Here is a 14,916-nt window from a genome sequence, read left to right as displayed (position 1 = left end):
TGGAGTATGCACATGACTTTATTAGAAAAACTTGGCATCAAACACCCTATATTTCTTGCCCCAATGGCAGGTGTTTCTACACCTGAACTTGCTGCAGAAGTGTCAAATCAAGGTGGACTTGGTTCACTGGGTTTAGGTGCAAGCAGTGTTGAGAATGCACGTCAACAAATATTACAAACTCAAGAACTCACTGAACAACCTTTTCAGGTCAATTTTTTTTGTCATGACACAGTAGAACTCGATGAACAAGTTGCTGCCAAATGGATCATGCAATTTAAATCACGCTTTGCTCAATATAATGCAGAAGCTCCTGAAGCACTGAACTGTATTTATCCAAGCTTTAAAGACAATGACCATTTTCTAAACCTCTTACTGGAAACGCGCCCTAAAGCGGTAAGCTTCCATTTTGGTATTCCACATCCACATCAAATCCAAGCCTTGAAACAAGCGGGTATTTTGACTCTAGTTTCTGCAACCAACTTAGCAGAAGCTAAACTGATCGAAGCTGCAGGCATTGATATCGTGATTGCTCAAGGTATTGAAGCTGGTGGTCACCGCGGCATTTTCAATGAAAACTTTGATAGCAGCGTTAAGACTCGTGATTTGGTTCAGCTCTTGAAACGCCATATTCAATGCCCCGTTGTTGCTGCTGGCGGCATTATGAATGGACATCAGGCCTATCAAATTATGGAGTTGGGTGCAGATGCTGTTCAATTGGGCACTGCTTTTGTGCAATGCAAAACATCAAATGCCAATGAAGCTTATCGCAAAGCATTATTTGATGCACCCATCACGCAGATTACATCAAGTATTTCAGGCCGCCCTGCTCGTGGCATTATCAATAACTGGCACACAGATATTGACACACCGACTCGCCCGACCGTCCCGGCTTACCCATATAGCTATGATTTAGGCAAACAATTACATGCCGCTGCTAGCAAGCATGGTGTACATGAATATGGTGCTTTTTGGGCGGGAACCAATGTCTCTCAAATACGTGAATTGGAAGCACCTGACTTGATCAATCAATTGATTTTAGAAATGCGCTTTAACTAAGACCTCGCTCAACGCGACATTCAAACATAAATGCCTACAAAAAAGCCCTCAACATTGAGGGCTTTTTATATGTAATTTAAGTCATCATCGATGCACAATTCAAGAATTGTTTCAGATCATGTGAATCAAATTAGTTAAATCTATTTCAAATCAATCTAACTAACTTAAAGCAGCCTACTTTGTATCGAATAATGCAGATCTACTTCGTTTGGTTTTCAGTTATTTGGTTTCAAGCAAATTGACATGATCAACCTGAACATCACTCATGATCTGACCATGATCGAGTAGGTGATTGAAATAGTCCTCGACGACTTTATATTGATCTGCTGTAGATTCAACTTTATACATATTTTGGCGGAACTCATTACTAGAACGTAAACCTTTGGTGTACCAAGCAATATGTTTGCGTGAAATTCGACAACCTGAATATTCACCATAAAAACCATATAACTCAGATAAATGTCCGAGTAATACGTCACGGACTTCCATAATACTTGGCGCCGCCATATGCTCACCCGTCGTCAGGTAATGTCCTATTTCACGGAATATCCATGGGCGACCTTGAGCTGCACGGCCAATCATGACTGCATCGGCACCAGTATAATCCAGTACATATTTGGCTTTTTCAGGTGTATCAATATCACCATTGGCAATCACAGGAATATTGATCAACGATTTCACATCTTTAATTAAGCTATAACGCGCCGTATTCAGATACATATCTTCACGTGTACGACCATGAAGTGCCAATGCAGCAATGCCAGCTTCTTCGGCACGTTTCGCAACGCGCATAATGTTTTCATGGCCATTGAGATAGCCCAAGCGGGTTTTTAAAGTCACGGGTACATCAACTGCATCAACCACAGCATCTAAAATGCGAGCCACCAAGTCTTCATCTTTGAGCAGCGCGGAACCTGCCAATTTATTACAGACTTTCTTCGCCGGACATCCCATATTAATGTCGACAATTTGTGCACCATTTGCCACTTGATAGCGAGCGGCTTCAGCCAGTTCAGCTGGATCTGATCCTGCAATTTGAGCTGAGATAGGTGCTATTTCACCATCAAAATTCGCACGATAAAGACTCTTTTTACTCATGCGTAAGGTCTTATCAGCCGTCATCATTTCACTGACAGCATGACCTGCGCCAAAGTATTTGCAAAGTGTACGAAATGGGCGATCTGTAACCCCTGCCATGGGAGCGACCCACAGTTTTCTCTCGATGGGACGATCGAATAATTCTTGAATGACAGGATGTTGACTCAATGTTTTAACCTCTAGCTATATTTAGCAAATGATGCCCGAACCACATTCGAAATCTTCCAAGCCACTTTTACAATGCTAAATTCAAATGTATGTTCGCAAAATCTGTTGAGCGTAAAAACGTTTCATGGCAATGATTATGCAATTGAATGATGACAATGAATATCAACATTGCTCAACGATTGAATTGAGGAATTTGAAGCTTCGGAATTGGACGGCAAATTTGCAATGCGATAGTTTAGTAATTCCAAACAAAAATTTCTACGCTTTTGCTTAAGAGTCGTTGAAACTTATGCATCAGCCATGTAGTTAACACACTATCGATTCAACATCAGACTTTCAGCAGATCTGCCTGTACAGGTGTTACTATAGAGGGATACTGCTAAAATCATTGAAAACTTAAATCTATAAATTCACATCAGTGAGTTGAACTTTATGAAAAAATTGAAAATTCTCTCTTTTATATTTTTCGCTACCATTCTTACTGCCTGCCAACAACCGAATGACGAGGTAGCTGCAGCTGAAAGTCAAAACGCTGATTTAACAACGGAACAAGCGACTCAACAATTTGAGCAGTCAGATGCGCAAATCAGTCAATACCTTGATGTTTTAGATGCCCCAAGCACATCTATTAAGGAAAAAACACAAGTCTTATGTCATGACTACCCTCATGAATATAAAACTAATTACATGCCTGCCATGCTCAAACTCGCAGCCCAAGACTATACTCAAGATAAAATGTTGAACGATTTGAAGATCGCACAGGACTATTACAAAGAAAAACTCAAAATTGAATGCCCTGCTCAATAATCTCCTTTTCATCATGGCGTCATATTTCAGCGATAAATTGTTATTAAGCGAAAAGTGGGGAAGTTTCGCTGTAATAACAACGTAAAATATACTTCCCGATTTATTCGGGTTTTTCTTTTTAAAGCTTTCAAATAATAAACGGCAATTGAATGGCAAATTTTATTTTGTGATAGACTTCAAAATACTGATTTATTTTAATAATTTTTTCGTTGAAATTCACAATTTGGACACAGAACAATCTATTTTAATTACACGTTTCTCATGATTAATACATTAAGTTGTTTTTTCCAAAAATAGACTGAAGATTGAATCATGAAAACTTTAAATAAAGCACTTTTTGCTGCACTTATCTCTACGGCGGCTGCAACTACATTTGCTGCTGAAGAACAAAAAGTTGAAGCTGCTGCATCTGAAGTTCAAACAACGGAAGTTGCTCAGGACGCGACTGAAGTAGCCTCTGCTTCTGAAGCCGTTGCAAAATAATTCAGTAAACATTTAAAAACCCACAGTTCGTGGGTTTTTAAATTCACAGACATCTTATGTTTGTCACAATATACAATCACTTTGACATCTATTATTTAAAATATAAACGTTGAATTTGTCGTGCCCGCCGGTTTAAACCCAATATTTCTTTTCTTTGCAAAATATCTTCTTCACAAAATCCCAAGCGCTGGATTAACTCAGGCATTGCTAAGTCTGCATGTTCGATCAACTCGGCATCTTGTTCAGTTGACCAAATAACTTTTGAAGCTGTTAATTTTTGCTGACGTTTTGACCTTCTCATTTGCATAGTATAAAAGACTTTTGGCTAATTCACAAAAAAGCCCACCCGATGTGAGCTTTTTGCAAAGACTGTGTATTCATCATCTATTGGATTGAAAAATAGATTTACTGAACGATGATGTTAAAGATTTTCATCCTTCGTGATCATCACTGAGGTTAAAATTGGAACGGCAAAACAAGGTAGTAAGAGTAAGATCCAATATTCCACCATCGGTTTAGCCACAACAAGGTTAATAACGATTGCCCCCAATACCATAACTAACGCAATCAAACCCAAGAAACGACTGAAAAATTTAGCTGGCATAATAATCCCCTTAAAAAATTATGGATTTCAGCTAGTATATACCTTCATTTTTTATAATCTGTTGAAAATGATATTGGAATATTCATCTATTTAGCTCAAAAAGCATTCTTTTTCCAATCATCATGACAGAACTGCTTGTTTTTACACGCGTAGATCTCCATAAATAGATTGACAGTCCCCTATGAGGCATATACATATTTATTCATTACTTATGTATTTTGCATAGTATACTGCTCCTGCTTTGTCGCCCCCATATGGCTGAGTTTATTGGAAAATATGAACAAAACTTTTTCGACCACATTATGCTTTAAATCCCTTTCTGTACTGGCTTTATCCATTGGCTTGGCTGCTTGTGGTAATGGTTCATGGTGGAGCAAAGATGAACCCACTATGGAAGCAGAACAGATTAAAAAAGCCATTCCACCTCGCGTGAATGAACGTCTGTCATGGGCCAATGATATCTACGACATTAGTGATCAGCTCGGTATTCCGACCACGAAAGAAAATGTCTGTACGATTGTTGCTGTGGTCGATCAAGAGTCCAATTTTGTTGCTGACCCACATGTGCCGGGACTCGGTGAAAAAGCCGTCAAAGAAGTTCAAGATCGTCTTGAAGAAAAGTTTAAAGATAAATTGGGTGATGGCATCGGTGGTACAGTCGCTGGCTATTTCCAAGATGTGTTAAAAAATCAACCGAGTCCAGAAGATAACTATCTCAGCCAAATGCGCCGTGTTCAAACTGAACGTGAGCTAGACGAGCTATATCGTGAAATTTTTGACTATATGTCTAAACACTATCACGTGAGTGCGTTAACAGGCGCGGCGAAATTGGTTGGACAAGATATTGGTGAAAAGCTCAACCCCATTACCACTTTAGGTTCGATGCAGGTCCATATAGGCTATGCTAAAGACCATAAGCGCCAAGGTGGAAATATTGCGGCACTACGTACAGATATGTATAGCCAATATGGCGGTTTGTATTATGGCATTCACCGTTTAATGATGTACCCGGCTGAATATGACAAACCGATTTATCGTTTTGCAGATTATAACTCTGGTCGTTATTCGAGTCGTAATGCAGCATTCCAGAGCATGTTGAATGACTTAACCCCTGCTGAGCTCGGCTTAGATGGTGACCTCTTACTTTATAATAAAGATGGTTCTCCACGTTCAGTAAAAAGTCAGTCTGAAACCGCGCTGATTGCAGTTTTTGCAGAAAACAATGTGATCGCGACGCCACGTCAAATTCGTTCAGATCTTAAAAAAGAAAAAGATCAGGACTTTGAAGATACTTTGACGTATAAAGCGGTCAAAAAGTTGTACCAAGAAAAGACCGGAAAAGAACCATTTTATGCCATGATGCCTGAAGTCGTAATTTCTGGGCCGAAATTAAGCCGTGATTACAATACCAATTGGTTTGCCACACGAGTCGATGGACGTTATCAAACATGCATGCGCCGCATCAAAAACCTAAAACTCTAGCCTTATTTGATTTTGACGGAACCCTGTGTAACAAAGACAGTTTTACAGGGTTCATCTTCTATTCCCTGCCTAAAAGGCATATCGTGCGCCAAGGGATTAAAATTCTCCCTTGGATTCAAGGCTATTATCTCAAGCTATATCCTGCACATGCAATGCGTCCTCGCCTATATGCCGCAATGTTTAGCCAAGCCAATCATGAGCAGGTTTTAAATCAAGCAGCGCAATATGCTGAACATTTGATGGCAGAACTCAATCCTTCACTGTATGAACAATTACAGCAACACCAAAAACGCGGTCATGAAGTCGTATTGGTTTCTGCATCCGTCGATTTATATCTTAAACCTGTGGCCAAAAAGCTTGGGGTCAAACTGATTTGTACCGAAACAGCAGCCAATGACCAAATACTAACTGGTTTGTATCAAACCTTAGACTGTAGTGGCGAGCAAAAGAAAATTCGCGTTTTGGAGCAATTTAACCTTCAAGACTATGAGCATGTTTATGCCTATGGAAATAGCGATGAAGACCTCGCTATGTTTGAATTGGCCACCCACCATTTCATGAATGGAAAGGATAAACGCCTACCTGAACTCGACTAAAGTCGAGTGATTTAGTTTGGTTTATTAATCAAAGTTAACAATCACAAACTTAAATTTAAGTCGCTCTAATATATGATTAAATTTTGAAAATTCTGCTTTTATTTTGACTTTATAGTGTGCTATTTTTCTCATTAATTAGAAATAATGCGGTCAAATATTAAAAGCGGGAAAAGAATATGAATCAATTCAATCCACCGAAATATGTCAAAGGCCTCCATATTAAATTTGGCGAAAATCCATTTGTACTCCTTGCTCAATTTGCCTTCTCAGCCACTCGCCAGATGTGGACGAAAGAAGAAATTGAATTGGTCATTCGTATGGCTAAAAAAGGAAATTATATGAATTTGATTAAGATCCTCAAATTACATATCAAAAATTGAAATAAATATTTTCCCCAAAGTTAATATAAAAAAGCCATGCAATTGCATGGCTTTTTTTCCCGTAAATTTAGTGTAGCGTTTATTACTTTTTAAATGGAAACGCATATTTCACAATACGTTTTAGTACACTGCCGTACTGTTTCACTAAACTTGCGTTGTTATAGTTCAAACCATATTTTTCACAGACCGCCTGCACTTTTGGCGCCATTTTACGATAACGACGTGCAGGAACGTCAGGGTATAAATGGTGTTCGATCTGATGGCTTAAATGCCCTGTCAAAATGTGAAATGCTTCTGAACCAGTAAGGTTTGAAGAACCACGAATTTGACGCATGTACCAATGTCCACGGCTTTCATTTTCAAGTACTTTTTTCGGGAAAACTTCAACATCTTTGGTGAAGTGACCACAGAAAATAATGCTAAACGTCCAAATATTACGAAGACCATTCGCAACGAGGTTCCCTGTGAGCACAGGTAATGCTGCAGGCCCTGCAATAAGCGGGAAAAACACATAGTCTTTAAATAATTGCTTGCCGATTTTGGCTTGCATTGGCTTCCATTCTTCTTTGGTCTGCTGTTTTGTTTTGCGACCTTTAAAGTATTTACCCAATTCAAGGTTTTGAATGGCAACACCCCATTGGAACAATAAGCAAAATGGAATGCTATAAATCGGTTGTAATAGATAGCCCGGCTTCCAACGCTGTTCTGGGAATAAACGAACGAGACCATAACCAATATCATCATCCATACCTTTAATGTTGGTATAGGTATGATGTTTAAAATTGTGAGTTTGGCGCCAGTTATCTGCAGTACCCACGATATCCCATTCATAAGTCTGACCATTGAATTTAGGATCATTCATCCAGTCATATTGACCATGCATGACATTATGACCTAATTCCATGTTTTCCATGATTTTGGCAAAACCTAAAAGACCTGTGCCTAAAATCCACGCTGGCGGAAACCAACCTGCAAACAATAATGCACGACCTGCCATAGATGAATATCGAATAGTCGAATACACACGACGAATGTATTTCGCATCCTTTTCACCTAAGTCATCTAAAACTTCTTGCTTAATCGCGTCAAGCTCACGCGCAAGTTCATCTAATTGCGATTGGGTTAACTCACGGTTTTTAGGATTTTTAAAATATTCAATTTTTACAGGCATGTTCATATTTTTTCTACCTTATAAATCAATAACGAGATCTGACTGTGCTGAGTTCACACAAATTTTGAGTAAATTACCCGGTTCTGTATTTTGGCTACCATTGACCATATTTTTAGTCGTACCTTCAACTTTGTTGCAGGCACATTTATTACAAATGCCCATACGGCAACCGTGATTTGGTTTGATATTTTGCTGTTCAAGACTGGCTAAAATTGATTGGCCTTTTGGAATACTGACGGTTTTATTGGATTGCGTAAGCGTGACATTCACAAAGCCAATGTCATCCGTTGCAATTGGACTCATGCTAAATGCTTCACTCATAAAGCATTGTGCATGATCAAATAACGCTTCGGCCTGAGTGACGAAACCCGATGGACCACATGCAAACACAGTACTGTGCTCAATGTCGTCAATTTGAGCAGCGTGAGCGGCATTTAATCGTGGATCAGCAACTTCTTCTTGGGTAAAGAAAATTTGAAATTTAAAGTTTGGATATTCATTTGCCAAAGCTTCGAAGCGTAATTTGAATGCGGCGTCATCGTGATACTTAACCCAATACATTAACTGAATTGGTTGCTCCGCAATTTGCTTGGTTTTGCTCATCGCTTTCAACAAACTCAACATTGGCGTAATACCACTACCCGCAGCCAATAGTAGCAACGGCGCAGAATTTGACACCAAAGTCATATCACCAAAAGGCTGACCAAATTCTAAGATGTCACCCACTTGCGCTTGTTCTACGAGCCAAGTACTCACGATACCCGTATTCACTTTTTTTACGCTAAGTAATACGTGTTGATCATCCAACTGAGTCAAACTATAAGTACGTTCGTAACGGATACCATTTACGCAAGCAAAAACAGGATGATGCTGACCAGCTTCGCCAATTTTAAATAAACGGTTCACCTGTATGGTTAGGCTGACCATCTCATTTGCTGCATTTTCTTTTTGTACAATTTTGCCGAGAGCCTGATTACCAGACCATAACGGATTAAATTTCTGCAACCAGAAATTCACCGCATTGACTTCTACAACACTGTCTTTGAGTGCGTTTAAAGGCTTTTTCGCTTTTTCGAGTACATGCATAATCAAATACAACTCATGGGAGGTTTTTAATTATTATACACATGTATATATATTTGTATATACGATTGTACATTTAATCGACATTTTCACAAAAGCTATTAGCAGACGCTATAATATGTTAATGTTTTTAATCTATTAAAAAATATGACTCAGTCTGCACAGACGAATATGGTTAACATGTACCAGGAAGAATTACATTCTGAAGCTGAAACTCCACTTGCAGTTCGCACTGTAGGTCGTAAAGCAACGATTACCAAGGAAGAACTGTTTCAGGCAGCGCTTAATTTAATTGGTCCACAAAAAAGTATTTCATCACTGAGTTTGCGTGAAGTTGCACGTGAAGCTGGCATTGCTCCAAATAGTTTTTATCGTCACTTCAAAGATATTGATGAATTAGCCATTGAGTTGATTGATCGAGCTGGCGGTGTGTTACGTCAAATTCTGCATGAAGCACGCCTTCAGGCATCACGCCAAAGCAGTATTATTCGTAGTTCAGTTGAAGTATTTATTCAGCAGCTAGATGCCGATGAAGGCAACTTAAGCCTTTTACTTCGTGAAGGCTATACTGGTTCGCATTCCTATAAAAATGCAGTTGAGCGTCAACTTAACTATTTCCAACAAGAATTAAGAGAAGATTTAATCGTGCTTGAACGTTTAAATCAAAGTAAATTGGCTCATCCTGACATCGTGGCACGTGGTATTACCCAATTGGTGTTTAACATGGGTGCGAAAGTCATTGATCTACCGACAGAACAACGCAAAGAAGTTGCCGAACAAACCATGATTATGATTCGCATGATTTTGGAAGGTGCTCGCCATTTAGACGAAGCCCAGATTCGCTAAAAGTTAACGGTCAAAAAAAAGGAGACGTTCAGGTCTCCTTTTTTATGAGCAAAATTTATTTTTCTAATGCTGTAAGTACTGCATGACGTGTAGCGCTGTCTGTTTCGGCTGCTCAAGTGGAAACATGTGCCCACCTTCAACTACACTATAATCTATACCATAGGTTTTCTTCATTCCGTCAGGCAAACCTTGTTTATAAAAATGGCTGTTATCTGCGGTGATAAGGTGTACAGGCATTTGAGGGGCTTTTCGTGGAGTACGCCACCACCATGCAGGTACTGTACGGAAAATTTGCGCTTCCACGGCTTTTGGAATGCTGAGGGTCACGCCACCGCGTTTTTCATCAGTGCGAACACCTTGTGCAAAATAATCCTCAAAACATTGCGGATCAAAACTTTTAAATAAACGATTATTCCGTAGTGCCGTATAGGCTTCATCCAAATTTGGCCAATGGTCATTACGCTTCAATGTAATTGCCGCTGGGGTAATTTTATCGACAGCTTTGAGCTTTAATTTTTGCATACCTTCAAAAATGGCAGACTTAGGACCGATTACGAAAGGTGGATCCATAATAATCAGTTGTGAAAACAAATCTGGACGTTTATAAGCCGCCATAAGAGTGACTAAAGAGCCAAAAGAATGCCCAAGCCCAATCACTTGTTGTTTTGGAAATTGGTGCTCGATATCTGCTATGACTTGATCGACCAAATATCGCCAATCTTTGGTGATCGGATAGCGCTCATCCATACCAATAAGCGGAATCGCCTTCACATCAAATTGCGGTGTAAAGTAAGATAAAAACTTTCGATAACTTGCAGCAGGAATACCATTGGCATGGGTAAAATGGATCGCGCTTTTCATCTAAAACTCATCTAATCAGCTGATGATGACCCATCATAAAGAGATCTATACGATTTAAACAGGACTCAATGAGTTTATCTATATGACCCCAAAGTCAGTTTGCAGATTATTTTTGTGAACCGACCATTGATTGATTCGGTAAAAATGTTGCGCCACAAGTGGTTTTATCTCCAGCAACCACAACACCTCGCCCCTTTACCGTTGTACTTTGATCTGCCGCGATCGCAGCCACAGTCGAATTACATTTCGGACAATAATGTTTCATGCCGTTTAAATGCACCGCAATACCATTAATCACAAATGAAGGTTCACATTCTGAAACCACACCACCGTGTGACGTTTTACTACCTAAGGTAATTAAGGATTTCATATTTTTATTTTCTTCTAACGAACTGCTGAAATTTGAAGCATTTTAACGGAACTACCCACAACTCGCTAGCATCGACGTATAAATTTAACCAAGCCAAAACTTTACTTAACTAAAGCATTAAAACACGACCTTAAGGCAGTTCGTGAACAATCATTTGATTATGATGCTATCGCTATATGTCCGAATACATTTAATCATTTCACTTTCATAATTCAATCGACATCAATAACGACAACTTATGTCGCGATGCCGATTCTTTTATTAATCAAATCTTGTATATTGGGTATAGCAATGAGCATGAAGCGTAGCGCCCTATATTAACAATTTCAGTATTTAACTGAACTTCGAATCAGAACAAGGTGTGTTTCTACGACATGATTAACCTTAGAACGTTCTTAGACTAAACACATTATTCAAAACCATTTTTAGTAAATATTTAGACTCAATACGTAGCACAACTTCATATAAATAGCGCAGATAAATAAAGCATAACCATTCTATTTTCAGGAGGTTTTATGATTTTAATAAATGACTTTGATTTAACCCAACCGCAAAAAGTCATCGTGTTAGACCATACACTTGATGACTCAACCCTATTAACAGAAATACTGGCCTTGTGTAAGACTGCAGACCTAGAGCTCATCGTGGCGGAAAACAAAGAGGCTGATTTAGTCTTACGTTTATTACCTGAAATACATGCTTATTGTGGTGCCATTGCCTTAAAACAGCCGCTATGCATTGGCATTAACTTTGATTTACTTACAGCTCATTATGCAACACGCAGCCAAGCAGAACGAAGTACGATCCAAATTCAGTTAGCAAAAAATCATCCTGACTATACAAAGCTTGATGGCATATTTTATATGTTGGATGAAAATGAAGATTTTAATCAAGCTGTAGAATTGCTGAAGAATAGTTACTTTTTTTATGCCGATTTCGACAATTTAGATTAAAAATAAACAATACAAAACTTTGATTTAGCGTAAATCTGTCGTGATTAATTTTACAGTTATAATTTTAGCCATAAAAAAAAGCACCCTAAGGTGCTTTTTTAAGATTCTTAACTTATGGCTTAACCACTACCATAATTTGAATCGCTTCTGGTGTAACCGCTAGACCATCAAGCAGTGTTAAACCTTCTTTTTGCAGTTTTTGTAAACGTGCAATTTCGTCTTCACGAATACTTGGGTTGAACTGCTTCAAATAAGTTAAACGGTCAATTTCATATTGCCATTTGCTACCGTAGATTTCTTTGGCTTGTTGTTTAAAGCCCGGTAATGCACCACGAGCAATTTCAAGCGCTTGCGTATAACGCTGTTCAATGACATCACGACGCGCCTTAACCACTTGGCGGCAACTGTTGCCATCAAGATGATGTAAATAAGGACGTAAAATTTCAGGTGCAATTTTTTGCGATAAATCCTGACCTTTTTCGCTCAGTAATACACGAACCAACTGTTGTGGCAAACTTGACGGCAAATTCAATGCTTTCGGTGCAACGACATCGACTTTAAACCACACTTCCATTAACACAGAACCTTGCGGTAAAGCGGCCGATTTCAATACAGCAACGTTGGTACTACCAAAGCCTTGCGTATTAATCATTTCCATCACACTTTCAGTGAATGGATGCTCAAGTGTTAAATATTGAGCATCTTCACGGATCTGTGCTTGGTCACGATAGAACGTCGCCGTCATACCTTCTTCGTCCAAAGTCAGACCTTGAACTTGCATTTGATCCGTTGGCTTGATGATCACGGTACCATTACTTTGCTCATCAAAATCAATGTTTGTAGACGCCATGAAGCGCTTCATGAACATTGGTAACGTAGTATTGTCGTCGTAGTCTTCAAGTGCAGTCACAATTTCTTGTGCCACGATTGGACGGCAAGAGTTGTATTCAAGTAAACGGTCACGACCTTCTTGAAGTTCAGCTTCAAGTGCTTCACGTTGTACACTCACCGCTTCGAGCAAATCTTCAAACTCTTGGCCTTTATCTGCCAACAAACAATCTTTCAGATTGACGATAAAGTTTTCTTGTAAGGTTTGCGCAGTCGGCGAGATATTACAGAAAATATTTAATGCTTCGTTATACCAACGGAACATACGCTCTTGAGCAGTACCAACCAGATAAGGCACATGAATTTGAATACGATTTTCTTGACCAATACGGTCTAAACGACCAATACGTTGTTCAAGTACATCTGGGTTGGCTGGTAAGTCGAATAACACTAGGTCAGATGCAAACTGGAAGTTACGACCTTCAGAACCAATTTCTGAACATAGTAAAATTTGCGCACCGTATGACTCTTCAGCAAAGTAAGCTGCTGCTTGATCACGCTCTAATAAGCTCATGCCTTCATGGAACATCGCTGTACGAATACCCGCATGCAAACGAAGTACATTTTCTAAAGACTCAACCACTGGACCACTACGTGCAATCAATAACACTTTTTTGTGTTTCAGGTCTGTACGCAGACGTTCCATCAACCACATCACACGTGGGTCTGTTTCCATCCACGAGCCATCAAGCTGCGCTTCTTCAGGCCACATTTGTTCACGTAGCTTGCCATCTTTAGACCAGTTTTCTGGTGCAGGTAATGGCGCAGGCTGACAGTCACGCCCCGGGAAGCCTTGAATCGCTTCACGAGTATTACGGAATAAAATACGACCAGTACCATGACGGTCTAGTAACTCATGAATAGCACGGAAGCGTTGTTCTGGCTCGTCAGTAATTCGATGACCTAATAGGCTTTCAATCGCTGCCAAATGCCCTTCTTCGAGTGGCAGATCAGACATCAACACTTCAGCAATTTTAGCTGTTTGGTGATACTGCTCTTCTTCATCCAAGAAACGATCAAGCGAACTAAAACGTTGTGGATCGAGCAGACGTAAACGTGCAAAGTGACTTTCCACACCTAATTGTTCAGGCGTTGCGGTTAATAACAAGACACCCGGCGTTTTTTCAGCAAGTTCTTCAACAAGGTCATAACGGTCATTGCCGCCTTCTTCTTCTGACCACATTAAATGATGGGCTTCATCGACTACGAGCAAATCAAAACCAGCTTCAAGGGCTTGTTCACGCAAGTCATCATGGTCGATCATCAAATCGACACTCGCAATGATGCATTGTTCTGTTAAGAATGGGTTTAGATCTGGATCGTGTTCTTTAATTGATGCTGTACGTGTCAGATCAAATAATGAGAACTCAAGATTGAAACGACGACGCATTTCAATCATCCATTGATATTGCAATGAATCAGGTACTAAGACCAAGATACGTTCTGAACGACCCGTTTTGAGTTGCTGATGAATAATCAGACCTGCTTCGATGGTTTTACCTAGACCCACTTCATCAGCAAGTAATACACGTGGAGCAAAACGTTTACCCACTTCATGCGCAATATACAGTTGGTGTGGAATGAGACCCACACGTGAACCTACCAAGCCACGTAGAGGGCTAGACTTCATATTGGCTTGAAGAAGCAGTGCTTCGATACGCAGGTCATACCATTCTTTATAGTCCACTTGGCTTGCAAGCAAACGATCTAATGGTTTTGCTAACTGAATACTTGCACCAATACGTGTTTCATTCAGTGCTTTACGCTCTTCTGTGCCATCGGCAAGTTTACGTACCGCGTTATAACGAACCACACCACCACGGTCTTCAAGAGATTCAACAATCCAAATTTGACCTTCTTGATCTTGGACTTCGTCATTTACATTGAAAACAATACGAGATAAAGGTGCATTGTGACGGGCATAGACACGAGTTTCATCACTTTTAGGGAATAAAATGCTGACCGATCGCTCATCAACATCAATAAGAACACCTAAACCCAGTTCCGTTTCTGTATCTGATAACCAACGTTGACCAATAGCAAACTGCTGCAATTTTTCCACCTTTTTCT

General features: G+C 39.6%; 16 protein-coding genes. 8 read left to right on the top strand and 8 right to left on the bottom strand.

Translation table 11 applies throughout. The features are described 5' to 3' along the window. Positions 1-12: 12 nt before the first annotated feature. Positions 13-1,056 carry a nitronate monooxygenase family protein gene (locus FTU22_RS10125; RefSeq protein ID WP_180023841.1) on the top strand — a complete coding sequence of 348 codons (1,044 nt, stop codon included), beginning with the start codon at positions 13-15 and terminating at the stop codon, positions 1,054-1,056. Positions 1,057-1,275: 219 nt separating this feature from the next. On the opposite strand, the gene dusB is transcribed toward FTU22_RS10125, so the two are convergent. Further along, entirely contained in the window at positions 1,276-2,280 is a 1,005-nt protein-coding gene (gene dusB / locus FTU22_RS10120; RefSeq protein WP_373886270.1) for a tRNA dihydrouridine synthase DusB, read from the bottom strand. A gap of 474 nt (positions 2,281-2,754) precedes the next feature. Between dusB and FTU22_RS10115 the strand changes: the two genes are divergently transcribed. Together FTU22_RS10115 and FTU22_RS10110 are read left to right on the top strand one after the other, a co-directional pair. Further along, positions 2,755-3,129 carry a hypothetical protein gene (locus FTU22_RS10115; RefSeq protein WP_180094265.1) on the top strand — a complete coding sequence of 125 codons (375 nt, stop codon included), beginning with the start codon at positions 2,755-2,757 and terminating at the stop codon, positions 3,127-3,129. A gap of 312 nt (positions 3,130-3,441) precedes the next feature. Beyond that, positions 3,442-3,612 (top strand): hypothetical protein, encoded by a 171-nt coding sequence (locus tag FTU22_RS10110; RefSeq protein WP_180088197.1) that lies wholly within the window; start codon positions 3,442-3,444, stop codon positions 3,610-3,612. A gap of 91 nt (positions 3,613-3,703) precedes the next feature. Here the strand turns inward: FTU22_RS10110 and FTU22_RS10105 are convergent, their stop codons facing one another. Continuing rightward, on the bottom strand, positions 3,704-3,919 hold the full coding sequence (locus FTU22_RS10105; protein WP_249748744.1) for an acyl-CoA thioesterase: 216 nt from the start codon (positions 3,917-3,919) through the stop codon (positions 3,704-3,706). 114 nt (positions 3,920-4,033) lie between these two features. Further along, positions 4,034-4,216 (bottom strand): hypothetical protein, encoded by a 183-nt coding sequence (locus FTU22_RS10100; protein WP_180094263.1) that lies wholly within the window; start codon positions 4,214-4,216, stop codon positions 4,034-4,036. A 276-nt stretch (positions 4,217-4,492) separates the two neighbouring features. Between FTU22_RS10100 and FTU22_RS10095 the strand changes: the two genes are divergently transcribed. The 3 genes from FTU22_RS10095 to FTU22_RS10085 all read left to right on the top strand — a co-directional run bounded on the left by FTU22_RS10095 (position 4,493) and on the right by FTU22_RS10085 (position 6,674). Continuing rightward, entirely contained in the window at positions 4,493-5,698 is a 1,206-nt protein-coding gene (locus tag FTU22_RS10095) for a DUF1615 family protein (protein ID WP_180007933.1), read from the top strand. Next, positions 5,665-6,294: an HAD-IB family hydrolase gene (locus FTU22_RS10090; RefSeq protein ID WP_180064243.1), complete on the top strand. Its 630-nt coding sequence runs from the start codon at positions 5,665-5,667 to the stop codon at positions 6,292-6,294. The genes FTU22_RS10095 and FTU22_RS10090 overlap by 34 nt, the downstream gene beginning before the upstream one ends. A gap of 176 nt (positions 6,295-6,470) precedes the next feature. Further along, the gene (locus tag FTU22_RS10085; protein WP_180003812.1) at positions 6,471-6,674 is read left to right on the top strand and encodes a hypothetical protein; all 204 of its coding nucleotides are present in this window, start codon (positions 6,471-6,473) and stop codon (positions 6,672-6,674) included. Positions 6,675-6,756: 82 nt separating this feature from the next. Here the strand turns inward: FTU22_RS10085 and FTU22_RS10080 are convergent, their stop codons facing one another. Both FTU22_RS10080 and FTU22_RS10075 read right to left on the bottom strand, forming a co-directional pair. Continuing rightward, entirely contained in the window at positions 6,757-7,851 is a 1,095-nt protein-coding gene (locus FTU22_RS10080; protein ID WP_078193588.1) for an acyl-CoA desaturase, read from the bottom strand. A 12-nt stretch (positions 7,852-7,863) separates the two neighbouring features. Next, entirely contained in the window at positions 7,864-8,931 is a 1,068-nt protein-coding gene (locus tag FTU22_RS10075) for a ferredoxin reductase (RefSeq protein ID WP_180094261.1), read from the bottom strand. Between the two features lie 168 nt (positions 8,932-9,099). Here FTU22_RS10075 and fabR point away from each other — a divergent pair, with 168 nt between their 5' ends. After that, on the top strand, positions 9,100-9,774 hold the full coding sequence (gene fabR / locus FTU22_RS10070; protein ID WP_372491111.1) for an HTH-type transcriptional repressor FabR: 675 nt from the start codon (positions 9,100-9,102) through the stop codon (positions 9,772-9,774). 63 nt (positions 9,775-9,837) lie between these two features. Here the strand turns inward: fabR and FTU22_RS10065 are convergent, their stop codons facing one another. Both FTU22_RS10065 and FTU22_RS10060 read right to left on the bottom strand, forming a co-directional pair. Beyond that, positions 9,838-10,635 (bottom strand): alpha/beta fold hydrolase, encoded by a 798-nt coding sequence (locus FTU22_RS10065; RefSeq protein ID WP_180094259.1) that lies wholly within the window; start codon positions 10,633-10,635, stop codon positions 9,838-9,840. A gap of 106 nt (positions 10,636-10,741) precedes the next feature. Beyond that, complete coding sequence (locus tag FTU22_RS10060; protein ID WP_078193592.1) at positions 10,742-11,005, bottom strand: PAAR domain-containing protein; 264 nt, start codon at positions 11,003-11,005, stop codon at positions 10,742-10,744. Between the two features lie 515 nt (positions 11,006-11,520). On the opposite strand from FTU22_RS10060, the gene FTU22_RS10055 reads away from it, so the two are divergent. After that, complete coding sequence (locus FTU22_RS10055; protein WP_180094257.1) at positions 11,521-11,958, top strand: hypothetical protein; 438 nt, start codon at positions 11,521-11,523, stop codon at positions 11,956-11,958. A gap of 112 nt (positions 11,959-12,070) precedes the next feature. Here FTU22_RS10055 and rapA read toward each other — a convergent pair whose 3' ends face one another. Continuing rightward, positions 12,071-14,908 (bottom strand): RNA polymerase-associated protein RapA, encoded by a 2,838-nt coding sequence (gene rapA, locus FTU22_RS10050; RefSeq protein ID WP_180023849.1) that lies wholly within the window; start codon positions 14,906-14,908, stop codon positions 12,071-12,073. Positions 14,909-14,916 lie beyond the last annotated feature (8 nt).

Origin of the sequence: Acinetobacter sp. YH12076, from assembly GCF_013419525.1 — a bacterium.
Lineage (GTDB): Bacteria > Pseudomonadota > Gammaproteobacteria > Pseudomonadales > Moraxellaceae > Acinetobacter > Acinetobacter amyesii.
This window is presented reverse-complemented; position numbering and strand designations above follow the sequence as displayed.